Origin of the sequence: Burkholderia sp. 28_3, assembly GCF_003253915.1 — a bacterium.
Taxonomy (GTDB): Bacteria; Pseudomonadota; Gammaproteobacteria; order Burkholderiales; family Burkholderiaceae; genus Burkholderia; species Burkholderia cenocepacia.
Genome location: NZ_QKZF01000009.1, coordinates 128,804 through 148,010, shown reverse-complemented (window position 1 = coordinate 148,010; position 19,207 = coordinate 128,804). Strand labels below are relative to the sequence as shown.

Here is a 19,207-nt window from a genome sequence, read left to right as displayed (position 1 = left end):
CGTACGACAAAAAGAAGCGAACTGATGAAACAGCGTCCGCGGCCACGGCCTGCCGTCGTGGCCCTCGATCATCGCCAGATGGATCTGCCGCTCTTCGACGGGCCGGCCGCGGCGCCGTCGGCGCCCGCCGCCCCGCCGGCGCCGCCTGAAGTCGCACCCGCCGCACCGCTCGATCCGGGCCCGGCGCCCGATCGCTCGCGCGTGCGCACGTTCGCGCTCGACAGCCGCGTGCTCGAATACCGGCTGAAGCGCTCGGCGCGCCGTACGATCGGCTTCACGATCGACGGCAGCGGTCTGTCGATCACCGCGCCGCGCTGGGTCACGCTCGCCGACATCGAAGCGGCGATCGCGGAGAAACAACGCTGGATCTTCGCGAAGCTCGCGGAGTGGAAGACGCGCACCGAGCAGCGCGCGCTGCCGCAAATCGACTGGCGCGACGGCGCGCAGCTGCCGTATCTCGGCAAGACGGTGACGATCGCGCTCGGCGCGGGCGCCGTCGCGTTCGATGCCGATGCGCTGCGGCTGTCGCTGCCGCTGCCCGTGCAGGCCGACATGCAGCAGATCAAGGATCGCGTGCAGGGCTGGCTGCAGGGCGAAGCGAAACGCATCTTCGGCGAACGCCTCGTCGTCTACGCGGAAAAGCTCGGCGTCACGTATTCGATGTATGCGCTGTCGTCGGCCGCGACGCGCTGGGGCAGTTGCTCGAGCGACGGCAAGATCCGCCTGAACTGGCGGCTGATCCATTTCCCGATGTCGATCATCGACTACGTCGTCGCGCACGAGCTGTCGCACCTGCGCGAGATGAACCACAGCCCGGCCTTCTGGCAGACCGTCGAATCGATCTTCCCCGAGTTCCGCGAAGCGCGGCATACGCTCAAGCATCATCCGCCCGAGTTGCTGCCGTCGCTTTGACGCGCGCGGCTTCGGCTCCAACGAAAAAGGGCGATGCGGGGTAATCCGCATCGCCCTTTTTCGCTGCCGCGGCACACATCGCACGCCGCGGCCCGGTTCATCCCGCGCTTACTTCTTCTGGATGAACTCGATCTTGTAGCCGTCCGGATCCTCGACGAACGCGATCACGGTCGTGCCGTGCTTCATCGGGCCTGCCTCGCGCGTGACCTTGCCGCCTTGCGCCTTGATCTTCTCGCAGGCCGCGTACGCATCGTCGACCGCTACCGCCAGATGGCCGAAGCCGTTGCCGAGATCGTAGGACGGCGTCTCCCAGTTATGGGTGAGTTCGATCACGGTGCCCGTGCTCTCGTCTTCGTAGCCGACGAACGCGAGCGTGAACTTGCCTTCCGGATAATCCTCGCGACGCAGCAGCTTCATGCCGAGCAATTCGGTGTAGAACTTGATCGAGCGGTCGAGATCGCCGACTCGCAGCATCGTATGCAGCAAACGCATGTGTTGTACTCCTGTGGGGACTTTCCAGAACCGGAAATTCTACCGGAGACGGGTGAATTTCGCCGGGGGCGCCTAGCCGGGGGCGCCTAGCTGGAGGCGCCCCGCCCGACCACCGCGCCGATCGGGTAACATCCTTCCACTTCGCACCAAAAGCGGGCATGCGTCCCGCCGCCCGACCGCGACCACCCACTCTTCCCTACCCCACACTGCCGTGCGAAACCGCCGATTCGAGCGCGCCGGACGCGCCGCCCGCCTGACCTCGCCGCCGTCATACCGGACCCGCGAGGCGCGCCGATGACCGCGCTTGCCGCCGCCCCCGTGCGCCGCGCGCTCGATACGCGCGCGGTCGGCCTGATGCTGCTGCTGTGCGCGATCTGGGGCTTCCAGCAGGTCGCGATCAAGAGCACGAACGCCGCGATCGCACCGATGTTCCAGGCCGGGCTGCGCTCGGTGATCGCGGCGGTGCTGCTATGGGGCTGGGCCCGCACGCGCGGCACGCCGCTGTTCCAGGCGGACGGCACGTTCGGCGCGGGGCTCGCCGCCGGCGCGCTGTTCGCCGGCGAATTCATCTGCGTGTTCTTCGGACTGACGCTGACGAGCGCGTCGCACATGGCGATCTTCCTGTACACGGCGCCGTGCTTCACCGCGCTCGGCCTGCACCTGTTCGCCCCGGGCGAGCGGCTGCAGCGCACGCAATGGGCCGGCGTCGGTCTCGCCTTCGCCGGCATCGCGCTCGCGTTCGCGGACGGCTTCCTGAAGCCGCGCGCGCCCGGCGCGTCCGTGCTGGCCGGGCTCGCCGGCGACGCGCTCGGGATCCTCGGCGGCGCGATGTGGGCCGCGACGACGGTCGTCGTGCGCTCGACGGCGCTCGCGCGGGCCAGCGCGAGCAAGACGCTGTTCTACCAGCTCGCGGTATCGGCGGTCGTGCTGGTCGCGCTCGCCGCGCTGTCCGGCCAGATGTCGTTCGCGCACGTGACGCCGGTCGCGCTGGCGAGCCTCGCGTACCAGTCGGTGATCGTCGCGTTCGTCAGCTACCTGTCGTGGTTCTGGCTGCTGACACGCTACAGCGCGTCCCGGCTGTCCGTGTTCACGTTTCTGTCGCCGCTGTTCGGCGTCGCGTTCGGCGTGTTGCTGCTCGGCGAATCGGTCGGCTGGCGCTTCATGTCCGCGGCCGCGCTCGTGCTGACCGGCATCGCGCTCGTCAACGCGCCGCCGCGCCGGCGGGCGTGACGACCGACGCAAGATGCGCGGGCAATAAAAAAGGCCGCCGGTCAGGCAGCCTCTTCGATACAGCCGGTGGGCGCGCGCGACCCGCGTCATCCGGCCTTGCGCACCGCCGCAAGCGCCTGCGCGACGCCGACGTACTCCGCCACGCTCACGTCCTCCGCACGGCGCGCGAGATCGAAGCCGAGCGCGTCGAAATCGATCGTCTCGCGGTAGTCGCCGAGCGTATTGCGCAGCATCTTGCGGCGCTGCGAGAACGCGGCGGTGACGATTTCGCCGAGCAGCACGGGATCGACGTCCGGCAGTTCGTGCGGCTCGTACGGAATCATCCGGACGATCGCCGAATCGACCTTCGGCGGCGGCTGGAACGACTCCGGCGGCACGTCGAGCATCTTTTCCATCACGTAGCGGTACTGCAGCATCACCGACAGCCGCGAAAACGCCTTCGTGCCCGGCTCCGCGACCATCCGCTCGACGACTTCGTTCTGCAGCATGAAATGCTGGTCGACGACCGCATCGGCGAACGTCATCAGATGAAACAGCAGCGGGCTGGAAATGTTGTACGGCAGGTTGCCGACGATCCGCAGCGACGGCTTGTCGCCGGGCGCCGCGAGCGAGCGGAAGTCGAATGCGAGCGCATCGCCCGCGTGCAGTTCCAGCAGCGCGCCGAAGCGTTGCTGCAGGCGCCCGATCAGGTCGCGGTCGAGCTCGACCGCGTGCAGCGGCGACTCGGGCGTCGCGAGACGCTCGATCAGCGGCTCGGTCAGCGCGCCGAGCCCGGGCCCGATCTCGACCATCCGCTGGCCGCGCGCGGGGCCGATCGTCGCGACGATCGAATCGATCACGCCGTGATCGACGAGGAAGTTCTGCCCGAAGCGCTTGCGCGCGAAATGGCCTTGGTGCTGTCTGCTGTTCGACATCGACTGAGTAAAACGAAAAATACGACGAATGGGGTAAACCGGCAGCGTCAGGCTGCGCGGCGATGGCGCGCCATCGTAACGGCCGTATCGAGCGCGGCGATCATGCTGCCCGGATCGGCGCGGCCCGTGCCGGCCAGATCGAGCGCGGTGCCGTGATCGACCGACGTGCGGATGATCGGCAGCCCGAGCGTCACGTTGATGCCCTCGCCGAACGTCGCGTACTTCAGCACGGGCAGGCCCTGGTCATGGAACATCGCCAGCACGCAATCGGCATCGGCCAGATGGCGCGGCTGGAACAGCGTGTCGGCCGGATACGGGCCGCGCGCATCGATGTGTTGCGCATGCGCACGGGCCAGCGCCGGCGAGATCACGTCGATCTCCTCGCGGCCGAGATAACCGTTCTCGCCCGCGTGCGGGTTCAGGCCCGTCACGAGGATGCGCGGCGTGGCGAGACCGAAGTCGCGCCGGAGGTCACGATCGATGATCGCGAGCGTCTCGACGAGCCCGTCGATCGTCAGCGCGGCCGATACGTCCTTCAGCGGCAAGTGGGTGGTCGCGAGCGCGACACGTAGCGGCCGCTGGCCGGTGCCGGCCAGCATCATCACGACGCGCGGCGTATGCGTGCGCTCGGCCAGGTATTCGGTATGGCCGGTGAACGGCACGCCCGCATCGTTGATCGTGCTTTTCTGCAGCGGCGCGGTGACGATCGCGTCGTACCGGCCCGCCAGCGCGCCGTCGATCGCCGCGTCGAGCAGACCGAGCACGTAGCGGCCGTTCGCCGCGTCCAGCTTGCCGGCCTGCGCGGGCACGGCCAGCGCGCGATGCGCGACCGACACCTGCGCGCCGCCGGCCAGCGTGGCCGGGTCGATGCCCACCGCCGCGGCCCGCGCGTCGAGCAACGCCGCATCGCCGAGCACGGTGAAATGCGCGTCGGGCCAGCGCTGCGCGGCGTCACGCAGCGCCTGCACGGTCAGCTCCGGGCCGACTCCCGCGGGTTCGCCGGTCGTGATCGCGATCTGCAGCGCGGGCGTGGTCATTCGATGCTCGCTCAGTTCGCCGGGCCGACGCCGCCGATCTTGTACTGCACGTACGAAGAATCGCGCAGCTCGCGCAGCCAGTCGGCGTAGGCCTGTTCGGCCTTGCGCTGGCCGATCGCCTGGCGGGCGATGTCCATCTGCTGCTGCACCGACCCTTCCGCTTCGCGGCGGTTCAGCACCTGGATCAGGTGGTAGCCGTACTCGGTACGAATCGGCTGGCTGATCTGGCCGTCCTGCAGGTTGTTCATCGCACGCTCGAATTCCGGCACGGTCTCGCCCGGGCTGATCCAGCCGAGATCGCCGCCCTGCGACGCCGACCCGTCCTGCGAGTAGGTGCGCGCGAACTTCGCGAAATCGCCGCCGGCCTCGACCTGGTTGCGGATGTCAACGAGTTGCTGACGCGCCTGGCCTTCCGACTTGCCTTCGCCGACGCGCAGCAGGATGTGGCGCACGTGCGTCTGGACGATCTTCGGCGCCGCGGCGCTCGCGCCCTGGCTCTGGCGGCGATCGACGAGGCGCACGATCTCGAAGCCGTCCGGCACGCGGATCAGCGTCGGGTTGACCTGGCCCGGGCGCAGCTTCGACGCGGCCTCGACGACGTCGGCCGGCAGCGCGCTCGGCGACTTGAAGCCGAGATCGCCGCCCTTCTTCGCGTCGTTCGCTTCGGAGTTGTTCTTCGCGAGCCGCTCGAAATCGGCGCCCGACTTCGCCTGCTGCAGCAGCGCTTCCGCCTTCTTCTGCGCGGCTTCGATGTCGGCCTGCGGCGCGTTGGTGGGCGCCTTGATGAAGATGTGCTGGAAGCGCAGGTCCTGCTGCTGCGACGCGTTCGGCCCGCGCTGGCTCGCGATGTAGTTCGCGACCTCGGCGTCCGACACCGTGATCTTGCCGTCGACCTCGCGCTCGCGCAGCTTCGACAGCGTCAGCTCGGTGCGCGCGTCGTTCGTGAAGATGCTCCAGGGCACGCCTTGCGCCTCGAGACGCGCGCGGTACTGGTCGAGCGTCATCCCGTTCGCCTGCGCGAGACGCTGCAGCGTGGCCTGCACGGTCGCGTCGTCGACACGGATCCCGTCATCCTTGGCCTTCTGCACCTGGATACGTTCGAGCACCATCTGGTTCAGCACCTGCCCGCGCAACTGGTCGGCCGGCGGCACCGGCGCGTTCTGCTGCTGCAGCCGGCGCGCGATCAAGCCGACACGCTGGTCGAGTTCACGGCCCGTGATCACGTCGTTGTTGACGACCGCGACGACTTCGTCGGCGAGCTGCGCACCTTGCGAACCGAGCGCCTGCGCCGCGGCCGGCGCGGCGGCGAGCAGCGCGGCGGACGCGGCAAGGCTGGACACGACTGCCGCGAAACGAAGGGTTTTCTTCATTGCCACTGAAACTCCATTGAAATCGTGCTGACCGGTGCAGACATGCCGGCGTTACTCGTAGTTGCTGAAGCGGGACATCGGCGGCGGCGGCGGCGGCAACGGCGTGTAGCCCGGCACCCCGGCGCGGAACGCGGACACGAGGCCGTTGTCGACGGTCGACAGGCCCTTGAGCGTCAGCTGCATCATGAATCGCGTCGACGAGTTCTGCTGTCCCGACGTATTGATGCCGTTCGCAAATCGCTGGACCCCGACCCCGAGCGCCCAGCAGTCCGCGTCGTATTGTAAGCCGACCAGACCGTCGACCACGCGATCTCCGGCGAGGTCGTAGTTGAAACGGCCGATCGCATACAGGCGGCGCGTGAGCGGCCATTGCGCGGACACCAGGAACTGGTTGATCGGCTGGTTGTCGAGCGTGGTGTTCGCGCGCGTATAGCGGTAGCCGACGTTGATCACGCGGCGCTCGCCCGGGCTGTAGCCGAAACCGACGCTCGACTTCACGAGCTGGTTGTTGTTCTGGTTGTACTGGAACGCCGTTTCCGACATGAAGCCCGAGCCGAGCTTCAGCGCGGCGCCGACGATCAGGTCCGAGTGGCGCGCCAGCACGGCGCTCTGCCCCGGCGTCAGCGTGACGCGCTGATCGGCGAAGTAGTACTGCTGCGCGATCACGAAGCGCGCGCGCTCGTCGCCGGTGCGCGGATCGATGAAGCGCGACGTCAGGCCGGCCGTGATCCGGTTCGCATCGGCGATCCGGTCGTTACCGACGAACGTGTTCGGCTGGTAGATCTCCGCGAGGCCGAAGTCCGATTCCGCGGTGTCGAACAGCGGTGCGTTCGACTGGTCGCGATACGGCGTGTACACGTAGTACAGGCGCGGCTCGAGGGTCTGGATGAAGTCCTGGCCGAACAGGCGCACCGAACGGTCGAAGATCAGGCCCGAATCGACGCTCACGGTCGGGATCGACTCGGTGAAGCGCTTCGGGTTGTTCGGCGTGGTCGACGACAGGTAGCCCAGGTCGTACGACGCGAAGTGATACTGGACCTTCGGCACGACGAAGTAGCCGGGGCCGTACACGCCGTACGAGATGTACGGGTTGAAGACGATCCGGTCGCCCTGGGTCGCATCGGCGGTCGTGATGCGGAACCGCGAATAGTCGGCTTCCGCGCCGAAGTCGAAACCGCCGACGTTGTACTTCGTGTACTTCACGTTCAACTGCGGCTCGCGGCTGTACGGCGCGATCGACGGCGGCAGCGTCTGCCAGTGCTGGTAGCGCGCGAGCACCGACCACGGGCCGTTGTTGTACGTGAGGCCGGCTTCCTGCTGGTACAGCGTCTGCGTCCCGTTGACGAACTGGTTCGTCGACCCGAGGTCTTCCGGATACGTGTTGTCCGAGACCTTGTTGAAGTAGACGTAGCCGCCGAAACCGCCGCCGAAATTCTGCTGGTGCTGCCAGTAGATCGCATAGCGGTTGCGGTGCGCGAGCCGGTCATCCGGCAGGTAATTGGCCGTAAACGTGCCCGAATACGACGGCGACAGGTAGCGGAACGTCGCCTCGGTCATCACGCCGCGCCGCGAGATGATGCGCGGCGTGAGCGTCAGGTCGCGGTTCGGCGCGATGTTGAAGTAGTACGGCAGCGACAGCTCGAAGCCGTTGTTCGAGTTCATCGAGAACGTCGGCGGCAGCAGGCCGCTGCGCCGCTCGCCCGACAACGGGAACGTCATCCACGGGCTCGCGAAGATCGGCACGCCCTGGAAGAACAGCACGCCGTTGCGCGCGGTGCCCTCGTCGGCGCCCGTATCGAAGTCGAAGCGGCTGCCCTTGATGTACCACGCGGGGTTCGTCGAGCACTGGCACGCCGTATACGTGCCGTTGACGAACACCGAGCGCTCGTTGTCGACCATGTCGACGCGCTCCGCGCTACCCGACCCGCCCGTCACGTTGAAGTGATACTTCGGCGCGGTCATGAAGCCCTGGCTCGCCTCGATCTTCATGTGCGCCTCGGGGCCCGCGAACGACATCCCGCCATTGACCACCTTGACCTGGCCGTACGCATCGGCCATGTCGGTATCCTGATCGTAGTGGATCGCGTCGGCCTTCACGACGGCGTCGCCGCGCCGCAGCTCGGCGGAGCCCTTCGCGGCGAGATCCTGCTCGGCGGTGCCGCTCGTGTGGTCGGCGATCACGAAGGCGGCCGGCTTCGCGCCGTCCTTCAGCGGATGATCCTCGAGCTGGGGTGCGAGACGCAGATCCCACGGCGAGTCGAGCGGCTGCGGCTGCGCAGCCGCGCCCGACAGCTGCGCGTACGACACGGCCGGCACGAGGCCGGGCACGGCCAGGAGCGCGAGCGCGAGCCGCCGTTTGCGCGGCGCCCCGTCACCGGGGAAAACATTCGGGAATAGCGGTTTGGGCGGCATCTATCGTTTGGCGAATCGCCCCTTGTCAACCGCGCCTGCACGGCACCTTCGCGCGCGGCGGGCCGCGCCGTCGAGCCGCGACTGCGGCTCTTCGCAAACCGGGGAGGCGATCGGGCGGACGGCGCGACAGGCGGCGGGCCTGCACGGCGGAAGCTGACGCGGGGGCGCGTCAAAAAAGTCGTGGGGTATTATATGGCAAGACGTTCCCCCCTCCGCCGAGTTTCATGACGCCCCCATCCGCCGCATCCCAGCCCGACGCCCGCCTCGAAGCGCTCACCGCGTGGCTGCACCCGCTCGCCGGGCGCTACGCCCTCGATCTGTCGACCCTCGCGCCCGCGTCGTCGGACGCCAGTTTCCGCCGCTATTTCCGGGTCGCGTCGGCCACCAGTGCCGGCGGCACGCTGATCGCCGTCGATGCGCCGCCGCCCGAGAAATGCCGCGAGTTCGTCCAGGTCGCGCAGCTGCTCGCCGCGGCCGGCGACCACGTGCCCGACGTGCTGGCTCACGATTTCGACGCAGGCTTCATGCTCGTGACCGACCTCGGCCGCACGTCGTACATCTCGGTGCTCGACCCGGCCGACCCGGCCGCCGCACGTCCGCTGATGCGCGCCGCGCTCGATGCGCTGATCCGCTTCCAGCTCACGTCGAAGCCCGACGTGCTGCCGCCGTTCGACGAAGCGTTCCTGCGCCGCGAAATGGAGCTGCTGCCCGAATGGTTCGTCGGCCGCCACCTCGGCAAGCCGGTCACCGACGCGATGCGCGGCACGCTCGAGCGCACCTTCGCGCTGCTGGTCGCGAGCGCGCACGCGCAGCCGCAAGGCTTCATGCTGCGCGACTTCATGCCGCGCAACCTGATGGTCTGCGAGCCGAATCCGGGCGTGCTCGACTTCCAGGACGCCGTGTACGGGCCGCTGACGTACGACGTCGTGTCGCTGCTGCGCGACGCGTTCATCAGCTGGGACGAGGAGTTCGAGCTCGACTGCTTCGCGTACTACTGGGAAAAGGCGAAAAAGGCCGGCCTGCCGGTCGATCCGGATTTCGGCGAGTTCTACCGCCAGCTCGAATGGATGGGGCTGCAGCGCCATATCAAGATCCTCGGCCTGTTCGCGCGCATCAACTATCGCGACGGCAAGCCGCATTACCTGAACGACCTGCCGCGCTTCCTGACCTATGCGCGCAAGGTCGCGCTGCGCTATCGCCCGCTCGTGCCGTTCGCGAAGCTGCTCGACGAGCTCGAGGGCAATGCGCCGGCCGACGTCGGCTATACATTCTGACCGTCCCCACACCCAGTCGAACATGAGCACTACCCTGACCACGGCGATGATCTTCGCCGCCGGACGCGGCGAACGGATGCGCCCGCTGACCGACACCCGCCCGAAGCCGCTGCTCGAAGCCGGCGGCAAGCCGCTGATCGTGTGGCAGATCGAGGCGCTCGCGCGGGCGGGCATCGAGACCATCGTGATCAACCACGCATGGCTCGGCGAGCAGCTCGAGGCCGCGCTCGGCGACGGTTCGCGCTGGGGCGTGCGGATCGCCTATTCGGCCGAGGGCGACGCACTGGAAACCGCCGGCGGCATCGCGCAGGCGCTGCCGCTGCTGGAGCGCGACGGGCAGCCGGCCGTGTTCGCGGCGGTCAGCGGCGACGTGTATTGCGCGTTCGACTACCGGACGCTCGCGCCGCGCGCGGCCCGGATGGCCGCGCTCGACACGCCGGCGATGCACCTCGTGATGGTGCCGAACCCGCCGTTCCACCCGGCCGGCGACTTCGCGCTCGGCGACGATGGCCGTCTGGCGCTCGACGGCGCCGCGCGCTTCACGTTCGGCAACATCGGCCTGTACGACACGCGGATGTTCCGCGACCTCGCGCCCGGCACGCGGCGCGCGCTGACGCCGTACTATCGCGCGGCGATCGAAGCCGGCCACGCGAGCGGCGAACTGTACGAAGGCATCTGGGAGAACGTCGGCACGCCCGCGCAGCTCGGCGAGCTCGACGCGCGGCTGCGCGCCGCCGCGGGCTGATCGTCTCGTGGCCGGGCGCCGGTCGTCGGGTAGCCGGCGCGGCGCCGATGGCCTGACGGGCCAATGAATGCCCGGCCGAGCCCGGATCACGTGCCCGCGGGCATCCGCCCGGTCACCCGACCGGGACGCCGCTACACCGCCCGCTACCGGACGGACGCCCACCATCCATTCCCGCCGCCCGCCGTGTCGCGCGGCGCCTGCGCGCTCACGCGGCCTCGGCCTCTTCCCCGCCAGCCGCCGCGCGCTGCTGCTGCAGCGCCCACATTTGCGCATACAACCCGTCGGCGCGCACGAGTTCGTCGTGCGTGCCGCGTTCGACGATCCGCCCGTGGTCCATCACGAGGATCTGCTGCGCGTGCACGACCGTCGACAGCCGGTGCGCGATCACGAGCGTCGTGCGATGCCGCGCGATCTGGTCGAGTTCGTGCTGGATCGCGCGTTCCGAGCGCGAATCGAGCGCCGACGTCGCTTCGTCGAACAACAGCACCGGCGGGTCCTTCAGCAGCGTGCGCGCGATCGCGACGCGCTGTTTCTCGCCGCCCGACAGCTTCAGCCCGCGCTCGCCGACCGGCGTGTCATAGCCCTTCGGCAGACTTTCGATGAAGTCGTGGATGTGCGCGGCGCGCGCGGCCGCGACCACCTCGTCGCGGGTCGCGGTCGGTCGCCCGTACGCGATGTTGTAGTAGATCGAGTCGTTGAACAGCACGGTGTCCTGCGGCACGATCCCGATCGATGCGCGCAGCGATTCCTGCGTGACGTCGCGGATGTCCTGGCCGTCGATCCGGATCGCGCCGCCCGCCTGCCGGTCGAGATCGTAAAAACGGAACAGCAGCCGCGACAGCGTCGATTTCCCCGACCCGCTGTGGCCGACCACCGCGGTCGTCGTGCCGGCCTCGATCGTAAACGTCACGTCGTGCAGGATCGGCCGCGACGGCTCGTACGCGAAGTTCACGTGCTCGAAGCGCACCTGCGCGCCGGTCACCGCGAGCGGCGGCGCATCGGGCCGGTCGGCCACCTCCTTCGGCGCGGACAGCAGCCCGAACATCCGGTCCATGTCGGTCAGGCTCTGCTTCAGCTCGCGATAGACGACGCCGAGGAAATTCAGCGGAATGTACAGCTGCAGCATGAACGTGTTGATCAGCACGAGATCGCCGAGCGTCAGCTTGCCCGCGAGCACGCCCTGCGTCGCGCGCCACAGGATGAACACCAGCCCCGTGCCGATGATCGCCTGCTGGCCGAAGTTCAGCACCGACAGCGAGTTCTGCGAGCGGATCGCGGCCTTCCGGTAGCGCTTCAGGTTCTCGTCGTAGCGCTGCGCTTCCCACTCCTCGTTGCCGAAGTACTTGACCGTCTCGTAGTTGATCAGCGAATCGATCGCCCGCGAGTTCGCGCGCGAATCGAGCTCGTTCATCGTGCGACGGAAATGCGTGCGCCAGTTGGTGACCTTCACGGTGAACACGATGTACGTGACGAGCGCCGCGAACGTCACGTACGCGTAGTAGGCCTCGTACTTGACGACGAAGAAGCCGAGCACGAGCCCGACCTCGACGAGCGTCGGCAGGATGCTGTACAGCGAATACGAAATCAGCTGCTGGATGCCGCGCGTGCCGCGCTCGATGTCGCGCGACATGCCGCCCGTCTGGCGTTCGAGATGAAACCGCAGCGACAGCCCGTGCAGATGCCGGAACACCTGCAGCGCGAGCTGGCGCACCGCGCTCTCGGTGACCTTCGAGAACAGGATTTCGCGCAGCTCGGTGAACAGCGACGTCGACAGCCGCACGAGCGCATACGCGACGACCAGCAGCCCGACGCCGCCCGCGAGCACGATGCCGGCCGACTGTTCGGCACGGCCGAGCGCGGTGAGCTGCTGCACGTAGGACAGGTGGTCGACGATGCGCTTCATCACGACCGGCACGCCGAGGTTCGCGACCTTCGCCCCGATCAGGCAGCCGAGCGCCAGCGCGACGCGCCATTTGTAGGTGGTCAGGTACGGCAGCAGCGACCGGATGGTCTGCCAGTCGTTGCGTGGCCCGGTCGAAGCCGGCGCGGGCTCGCCGGAAGCGGGAAATCGGCGCATGGGGGAAGGATTGCGCGGCGGTGCCGGATCCGTCTTCCGACGGCCGGCTCGCGCGCTTTCTCGTACAATTTGTGAACGTTGTATTGTCGCAGAAGCCGCTTCGCGCCGCTGCCGGCGCCCTCGCCGGCCCGCCTGCGCGCGGCGGTCCATTTATTACAGGATGAAAGCCCCCGCCATGACCGATTCGACCCTCGAACTTCCGCAGAAGCAGCCCGCGCTGCGCGTCGTCCCGCAACCGCACGACGCGAACGTCCACGGCGACGTGTTCGGCGGCTGGATCATGTCGCAGGTCGACATCGCCGGCTCGATCCCCGCGAGCCAGCGCGCGAACGGCCGCGTCGCGACGGTCGCGGTCAACTCGTTCGTGTTCAAGCAGCCGGTATTCGTCGGCGATCTGCTGAGCTTCTACGCCACCATCATGCGCACCGGCAACACGTCGATCACGGTCGACGTCGAGGTATACGCGCAGCGCATGCGCCTGATGGGCGAAGTCGTGAAGGTCACCGAAGCGACGCTCACGTACGTCGCGACCGGCCCGGACCGCAAGCCGCGGCAACTGCCGCCGCTCTGACGGGCACGCGCCGCGCCGCCGCGCGGCAGATGGCCGTCAGTGCGTGGCCGTCAGCCCGAACTCCCGCATCGCGGGCAGGAAATCGTGATTCAGCGTCGGCTTGCGCGACAGCTTGACCAGCACGTAGCGCTGGAACGGCGCGAGCCGCTGCCACTGCGCGAGCGCGGGCGCCGGCAGCCCGGCCAGCGCGCTCTGCTGCACGAGCGACTCCGGCACCGTGTCGACCGCACGCCAGGCCGGCTGCTCGTCCGGCTGGAACCATGACGGCTCCAGATCGGCGTGCGTGCGCAGCATTTCGAACAGCGCATGATCGAAATTGGGCTCGATCGCGGTGTCGTCGTCGGCCGGAAAGCGCGCGAGCAGCTTGCGGTCCTCGAGCGGCAGCAGTTGCCACTGGTCGAGCGAAATCCGCAGGCCGAAGCGGTCGAGATTGAAACGCACGATCATCGGGATGTACGTGAAGTTTTCCGACGAATCGTGTTCGAAGTTGAAGAGCAACGGAGCGTCGCTGAGTCCCATGGTCGTTACCTGACGTGGCGGATGCCGGCGCGGCCGGCTTGCCTGGGGTATTTTAGAACCTCTGCGCGCGGGCGGCGGCACGATCGTCGCCGGCCGTGCTTCGAATCAACGGGAGTGCTCGTGAATCCGACCCAATCAGACGAACTTCACGACGAACCGCGCGGCGCGATCGAGCTGCCCGTCAGCCGCACGCGCGGCGGCGCGGTCGACACCGCGCACGACTTCGTCGGCCAGGAATGGCCGGTCGCACTCGTCTTCAACGGCATCTCGCACGCGGTGATGATGTGTACGCCATGCGACCTCGAAGCGTTCGCGGTCGGCTTCGCGATCTCGGAAGGGATCGTCGCGCGCGGCAGCGACATCAAGGACATCGAGGTGATCCTGCACGCCGACGCGCCGCTGCCGCATGCGGAAGTCCATCTGGACGTGGTCCAGCAGGCGTTCGCCGCGCTGAAGGACCGGCGCCGCGCACTCGCGGGGCGCACGGGCTGCGGCGTCTGCGGCATCGAGAGCATCGACCTGCTCGACCTTGCGCCCGAACGCGTGCCCGATACCGGCTTTCTCGCGCGCCTCGCGCCCGACGCGCTGGCGCGCGCCGCGCATGCGCTGCCGGCGCATCAGGCGCTCACGAAACTGACCGGCGGCCTGCACGCGGCCGCGTGGTGCGACGCAACAGGCGCGATCCGCGCGGCATTCGAGGATGTCGGCCGCCACAATGCGCTCGACAAGCTGATCGGCTCGCTCGTGTTGTCGCGCGCCGATACCACCGACGGTTTCGTGTTCCTGTCGAGCCGCGCGAGCTACGAGCTCGTACGCAAGGCCGCGCGGGTCGGCATCCCGCTGGTCGCGACCATCTCCGCGCCGTCGTCGCTCGCGATCGAGATCGCGAAGGCGGCTGGCCTGCGGCTCGTCAGCTTCTGCCGCGAAACCGGCCACGTCGACTACGGCACGGCCTGACCGCAATCAACGGATCGCGCCGGCGCTCCGCCGCCGGCGCGGCCCGCTCCGTCAGTCGAACTGACGGAAATCCGGCTTACGCTTCTCGAAGAACGCCGTCATCGCCTCGCGCGCTTCCGGCGCGCGCAGCATCGCGCCGAAGTGGCGCGCTTCCTCGGCCATCCGCGCGGGCGTCGCCACGCCGCCCGTCTCCTTCAGCAGCGCCTTCGTCACACGCAGCGATGCCGCCGGCAATGCCGCCAGCTTCGCCGCCTGCTTCGCCGCGAACGCGTCGAGTTCGGCCGCTGGCAGCACGCGGTTGACGATGCCGATCCGGTGCGCTTCCAGCGCGTCGAACGGCTCGCCCAGCAGCAGCTTCTCGGCCGCGACCTGATGGCCGGCCAGACGCGGCAGCAGCGCGCTGGATGCGGCCTCCGGACACAGCCCGAGCTGCACGAACGGCAGCGAGAACGTCGCGGTATCGGCCGCGTAGACCAGATCGCAGTGCAGCAGCATCGTCACGCCGACGCCGACCGCGATGCCCGGCACCGCCGCCACGACCGGCTTGCTCGCGCTACTGATCCGCGCCAGGAACTGGAAGACCGACGCGGTGTCGTCCTTCGGCGGCGACTTCAGGAAATCCTCGAGATCGTTCCCCGCGCTGAAATTGCCGTCGCTGCCGCGCAGCAGGATCACGCGAACCGCCTTGTCTTCCTGCGCATCGGCGAGCGCATCGGCCATCGTCTGGTACATCGCCGCCGTCAGCGCATTCTTCTTCGCCGGGCGCGCGATCGTGATCGTCATCACGCCGTCGGCGCGTTCCACTTGAATGTCGGCCACAACCGTCTCCTTTGACTGTCTCTACCGGAATGAAAAAACGGTGCGCGAGCTCGTGGCCCGCGCACCGTCATCGCTTGTCGTCGCGTCCCGCTTACAGGCGTTCGATGATGCCCGCCGCACCCATGCCGGTGCCGACGCACATCGTGACCATCCCGTACTTCAGGTTGCGGCGGCGCAGGCCGTGCACGACGGTCGCCGCGCGGATCGCGCCGGTCGCGCCGAGCGGGTGGCCCAGCGCGATCGCGCCGCCCATCGGGTTGACCTTCGACGGATCGAGGCCGAGGTCGCGCATCACCGCCAGCGATTGCGCGGCGAACGCTTCGTTCAGCTCGATCCAGTCGAGATCGTCCTGCTTCAGGCCGGCGGCCTTCAGCGCGGCCGGAATCGCTTCCTTCGGACCGATGCCCATGATTTCCGGCGGCACGCCGCGCACCGCGAAGCTCACGAAGCGCGCGAGCGGCGTCAGGTTGAATTCCTTGAGCACCTTCTCCGACACGACGAGCAGCGCGCCCGCGCCGTCCGACGTCTGCGAACTGTTGCCGGCCGTGACCGAGCCCTTGTTCGCGAATACCGTGCGCAGCTTCGCGAGGCCTTCGAGCGACGTATCCGCGCGCGGACCTTCGTCGAGCTTGATCTCGCGCGTCTTCACGTCGATTTCGCCCGTCGCGAGGTTCGGGAAACGCTCGCTGATCGTGTAGGCGGCAATCTCGTCGTTGAACTCGCCGGCCTGCTGCGCGGCGAGCGCCTTGCGGTGCGACTCGACCGAGAACGCGTCCTGGTCTTCGCGGCTCACCTTCCACTGCTCGGCGACGCGCTCGGCGGTCAGGCCCATCCCGTATGCAATGCCGAAATCTTCATTGCGATCGAAGATGTGCGGCGACATCGACGGCTTGTTGCCCATCATCGGCACCATGCTCATCGATTCGCAGCCGCCCGCGAAGATCGCGTCCGATTCGCCGACGCGGATGCGGTCGGCCGCCATCGCCAGCGCGGTGATGCCCGACGCGCAGAAGCGGTTGACCGTCACGCCGCCGACCGTCTGCGGCAGGCCGGCGAGCAGCGCGCCCATGCGCGCGACGTTCAGGCCCTGCTCCGCTTCCGGAATCGCGCAGCCGATGATCGCGTCCTCGATCACCTTCGTGTCGAGGCCGGGCACCTGCGCGACCGCCGACTTGATCGCGTGGACCAGCAGCTCGTCCGGCCGCGTGTTCTTGAAGACACCGCGCGGGGCCTTGCCGATCGGCGTGCGGCTGGCGGCGACGATGTATGCGTCTTGCAGTTGTTTGCTCATTTCAGACTCCTGTCGACCCGAGCGGGCGCTTCAGCGCCGGCCCGGGCCCCATACAAAGTTATCCGCTCGCTCAGTTACGCACCGGCTTGCCGGTCTGCAACATGCCCATGATCCGTTCCTGCGTCTTCTGCGTGCCGAGCAGCTCGACGAATGCGCGACGCTCCAGCGCGAGCAGCCATTCTTCGTCGACCAGGCTGCCGGCTTCGACGTCGCCGCCGCACACGGCTTCGGCGATGCGGCTCGCGATCAGGTAGTCGTGGTCGCTGATGAAGCGGCCGTCACGCATGTTGACGAGCGATGCCTTGATCGTCGCGATCGCCGAACGGCCTGCAACCGGCACGTCCTTCGCACGCAGCGGTGCGCGGTAGCCGGTGTCGGCCAGCGCACGCGCTTCCTTCTTCGCGGTGTCGAGCAGTTCGAACACGTTGAAGACGATCGTGTCGGACGGCTTCACGTAGCCCATCGCACGGGCGTCGTGCGCGGACGCCGACACCTTCGCCATCGCCGCGTTCTCGAACGACTTCGTGACGAACTTCAGGATGTCGGTGGTCGCGTTCGCGGCCGTCGCGGCGTCCGCCGCGCGCAGCGCCGCTTCCTTCAGGCCGCCGCCCGCCGGCACGAGGCCGACGCCCACTTCGACGAGACCGATGTAGCTCTCGACGTGCACGACGCGCTTCGCGCTGTGCAGCATCAGCTCGCACCCGCCGCCGAGCGCGATGCCCGACACGGCCGCGACGACCGGCACGTTCGCGTACTTCACGCGCAGCATGCCTTCCTGGAACTTCTTCACGAACGGCTCGATGCCCTTCGCGCCGCCCATCATGAACGCGGGCATCGCCTCCTCGAGGTTCGCGCCGGCCGAGAACGGGCCGCCCGGCGTGCCGAGCTTCAGCGACGTCGGCTGCCAGATCACCACGCCCTTGTAGTCCTTCTCCGCGAGTTCGATCGCCTGCACGAGGCCGTCGATCACGCTCGGTCCGATCGTGTTCATCTTCGACTTGAACGACACGATCACGACGTCGTCTTCACCGGCGCGGTCGTCGACCCATGCGCGCACCGCGTCGGTCTCGAACAGCGTCTTGCCGTACGTCTTCGGATCGGCACCCGCTTCGCCGAGCAGCGGCGCACGGAATACCTGCTTGCCGTAGACCGCGAGGTCCGAGCGCGGCACGAAGCGCTTCGCGGCCGGCGCCCACGAGCCTTCGGCCGTGTGCACGCCGCCCTCCTCGGCGACCGGGCCTTCGAGCACCCACGACGGCAGCGGCACGTTCGCGAGCGCCTTGCCGGCCGCGATGTCTTCCTGCACCCACTCGGCGACCTGCTTCCAGCCGGCGGCCTGCCAGCCTTCGAACGGACCTTCGTTCCAGCCGAAGCCCCAGCGGATCGCGAGGTCGACGTCGCGCGCGTTGTCGGCGATCGACTCGAGATGCACGCCGATGTAATGGAACACGTCGCGGAAGATCGACCACAGGAACTGCGCGTGCGGATGATCCGTCTCGCGCAGCAGCTTCAGGCGTTCCGCCGGCGGACGCTTCAGGATGCGGCCGACCGTTTCGTCCGCCTTCGCGCCCGAATCGACGTAGGTGCCCGTCTTCGCGTCGAGCACCTTGATCGCCTTGCCTTCCTTCTTGTAGAAGCCGCCGCCCGTCTTCTGGCCGAGCGCGCCCTGCTTCACCAGCTCGGCGAGCACGGCAGGCGTCTGGTAGACCGGGAAGAACGGATCGTCGGCGAGGTTGTCCTGCATCGTCTTGATCACGTGCGCCATCGTGTCGAGGCCGACCACGTCCGCGGTGCGGAACGTCGCCGACTTCGCGCGGCCGAGGCGGCTGCCCGTCAGGTCGTCGACTTCGTCGAAGCGCAGGCCGAACTTCGCGGCCTCGGTGATCACCGCGAGGATCGAGAAGATGCCGACGCGGTTCGCGATGAAGTTTGGCGTGTCCTTCGCGCGCACGACGCCCTTGCCGACGACGCTCGTCAGGAAGGTTTCGAGCTGGTCGAGGATCTCCGGGCGCGTATGCGCGGTCGGAATCAGCTCGACGAGGTGCATATAGCGCGGCGGGTTGAAGAAGTGCACGGAAGTGCACGCCGCAGAAGCGCGACTTCAGCTCGTCCGAGAAACCTTCGGACAGCTTCGTGATCGACAGGCCCGACGTGTTGGTCGCGAAGATCGCGTGCGAAGCGATGTGCGGCGCGACCTTCTTGTACAGGTCGTGCTTCCAGTCCATCCGCTCGGCGATCGCCTCGATCACGACGTCGCATTCGGCCAGCTTCGCGATGTCGTCTTCGTAGTTCGCCGCTTCGAGGTACTTCGCATCGTCCTTCACGCCGAACGGCGCGGGCGACAGCTTCTTCAGGTTCTCGATCGCCTTCAGCGCGATCGCGTTTTTCGGGCCTTCCTTGGCCGGCAGGTCGAACAGCAGCACCGGCACGCGCGCGTTGATGAGATGCGCGGCGATCTGCGCGCCCATCACGCCGGCGCCCAGCACGGCGACCTTGCGAATCAGGAAATTGCTCACGGGATGTCTCCGGATAGTGTCGTGCAGCGCGGAATGTGAGGGCTGCACGGCGAAGTGAGTACCAGGAACCG

General features: G+C 68.1%; 15 protein-coding genes and 1 pseudogene. 6 read left to right on the top strand and 10 right to left on the bottom strand.

The genetic code is table 11. From position 1 onward, the window contains the following. Positions 1 to 24 precede the first annotated feature (24 nt). Positions 25 to 912, top strand: a complete 888-nt coding sequence (locus tag DFS13_RS20495; RefSeq protein WP_034201389.1) for a M48 family metallopeptidase — start codon at positions 25 to 27, stop codon at positions 910 to 912. A 108-nt stretch (positions 913 to 1,020) separates the two neighbouring features. On the opposite strand, the gene gloA is transcribed toward DFS13_RS20495, so the two are convergent. Beyond that, positions 1,021 to 1,404: a lactoylglutathione lyase gene (gene gloA, locus DFS13_RS20490; RefSeq protein ID WP_006477863.1), complete on the bottom strand. Its 384-nt coding sequence runs from the start codon at positions 1,402 to 1,404 to the stop codon at positions 1,021 to 1,023. 294 nt (positions 1,405 to 1,698) lie between these two features. On the opposite strand from gloA, the gene DFS13_RS20485 reads away from it, so the two are divergent. After that, positions 1,699 to 2,634, top strand: coding sequence for a DMT family transporter (locus DFS13_RS20485; RefSeq protein WP_006491616.1), 936 nt, complete (start codon positions 1,699 to 1,701; stop codon positions 2,632 to 2,634). Positions 2,635 to 2,720: 86 nt separating this feature from the next. Here DFS13_RS20485 and rsmA read toward each other — a convergent pair whose 3' ends face one another. The 4 genes from rsmA to DFS13_RS20465 are packed head-to-tail and all read right to left on the bottom strand — an operon-like array spanning position 2,721 to position 8,367. Beyond that, positions 2,721 to 3,548 carry a 16S rRNA (adenine(1518)-N(6)/adenine(1519)-N(6))-dimethyltransferase RsmA gene (gene rsmA / locus DFS13_RS20480; RefSeq protein WP_058901797.1) on the bottom strand — a complete coding sequence of 276 codons (828 nt, stop codon included), beginning with the start codon at positions 3,546 to 3,548 and terminating at the stop codon, positions 2,721 to 2,723. Between the two features lie 47 nt (positions 3,549 to 3,595). After that, positions 3,596 to 4,585, bottom strand: coding sequence for a 4-hydroxythreonine-4-phosphate dehydrogenase PdxA (gene pdxA / locus DFS13_RS20475; RefSeq protein ID WP_006491615.1), 990 nt, complete (start codon positions 4,583 to 4,585; stop codon positions 3,596 to 3,598). Between the two features lie 11 nt (positions 4,586 to 4,596). Beyond that, positions 4,597 to 5,955, bottom strand: coding sequence for a peptidylprolyl isomerase (locus tag DFS13_RS20470; RefSeq protein ID WP_034178516.1), 1,359 nt, complete (start codon positions 5,953 to 5,955; stop codon positions 4,597 to 4,599). A gap of 51 nt (positions 5,956 to 6,006) precedes the next feature. Beyond that, positions 6,007 to 8,367 carry an LPS-assembly protein LptD gene (locus DFS13_RS20465; RefSeq protein WP_006485743.1) on the bottom strand — a complete coding sequence of 787 codons (2,361 nt, stop codon included), beginning with the start codon at positions 8,365 to 8,367 and terminating at the stop codon, positions 6,007 to 6,009. A 224-nt stretch (positions 8,368 to 8,591) separates the two neighbouring features. Between DFS13_RS20465 and DFS13_RS20460 the strand changes: the two genes are divergently transcribed. Further along, a complete protein-coding gene (locus tag DFS13_RS20460) occupies positions 8,592 to 9,641 on the top strand; it encodes an aminoglycoside phosphotransferase family protein (protein WP_034201384.1) in 1,050 nt (349 codons plus the stop codon). Between the two features lie 22 nt (positions 9,642 to 9,663). Then, positions 9,664 to 10,386 carry an N-acetylmuramate alpha-1-phosphate uridylyltransferase MurU gene (gene murU, locus DFS13_RS20455; protein ID WP_012492416.1) on the top strand — a complete coding sequence of 241 codons (723 nt, stop codon included), beginning with the start codon at positions 9,664 to 9,666 and terminating at the stop codon, positions 10,384 to 10,386. Between the two features lie 205 nt (positions 10,387 to 10,591). Here murU and DFS13_RS20450 read toward each other — a convergent pair whose 3' ends face one another. After that, complete coding sequence (locus tag DFS13_RS20450; RefSeq protein ID WP_006497382.1) at positions 10,592 to 12,463, bottom strand: ABC transporter ATP-binding protein/permease; 1,872 nt, start codon at positions 12,461 to 12,463, stop codon at positions 10,592 to 10,594. 175 nt (positions 12,464 to 12,638) lie between these two features. Between DFS13_RS20450 and DFS13_RS20440 the strand changes: the two genes are divergently transcribed. Next, the gene (locus DFS13_RS20440; RefSeq protein WP_006485741.1) at positions 12,639 to 13,034 is read left to right on the top strand and encodes an acyl-CoA thioesterase; all 396 of its coding nucleotides are present in this window, start codon (positions 12,639 to 12,641) and stop codon (positions 13,032 to 13,034) included. A gap of 36 nt (positions 13,035 to 13,070) precedes the next feature. On the opposite strand, the gene DFS13_RS20435 is transcribed toward DFS13_RS20440, so the two are convergent. Then, on the bottom strand, positions 13,071 to 13,553 hold the full coding sequence (locus tag DFS13_RS20435) for a nitrate reductase associated protein (protein WP_012492415.1): 483 nt from the start codon (positions 13,551 to 13,553) through the stop codon (positions 13,071 to 13,073). Between the two features lie 114 nt (positions 13,554 to 13,667). Between DFS13_RS20435 and fdhD the strand changes: the two genes are divergently transcribed. After that, positions 13,668 to 14,510: a formate dehydrogenase accessory sulfurtransferase FdhD gene (fdhD, locus tag DFS13_RS20430; protein WP_373863193.1), complete on the top strand. Its 843-nt coding sequence runs from the start codon at positions 13,668 to 13,670 to the stop codon at positions 14,508 to 14,510. A gap of 51 nt (positions 14,511 to 14,561) precedes the next feature. On the opposite strand, the gene DFS13_RS20425 is transcribed toward fdhD, so the two are convergent. The 3 genes and pseudogenes from DFS13_RS20425 to DFS13_RS20415 form a co-directional block, all read right to left on the bottom strand. After that, on the bottom strand, positions 14,562 to 15,329 hold the full coding sequence (locus DFS13_RS20425) for an enoyl-CoA hydratase (RefSeq protein WP_006497385.1): 768 nt from the start codon (positions 15,327 to 15,329) through the stop codon (positions 14,562 to 14,564). Between the two features lie 91 nt (positions 15,330 to 15,420). After that, positions 15,421 to 16,620 carry an acetyl-CoA C-acyltransferase gene (locus DFS13_RS20420; RefSeq protein WP_006485733.1) on the bottom strand — a complete coding sequence of 400 codons (1,200 nt, stop codon included), beginning with the start codon at positions 16,618 to 16,620 and terminating at the stop codon, positions 15,421 to 15,423. A 70-nt stretch (positions 16,621 to 16,690) separates the two neighbouring features. Next, positions 16,691 to 19,136: pseudogene (locus DFS13_RS20415) on the bottom strand (3-hydroxyacyl-CoA dehydrogenase/enoyl-CoA hydratase family protein). Positions 19,137 to 19,207 lie beyond the last annotated feature (71 nt).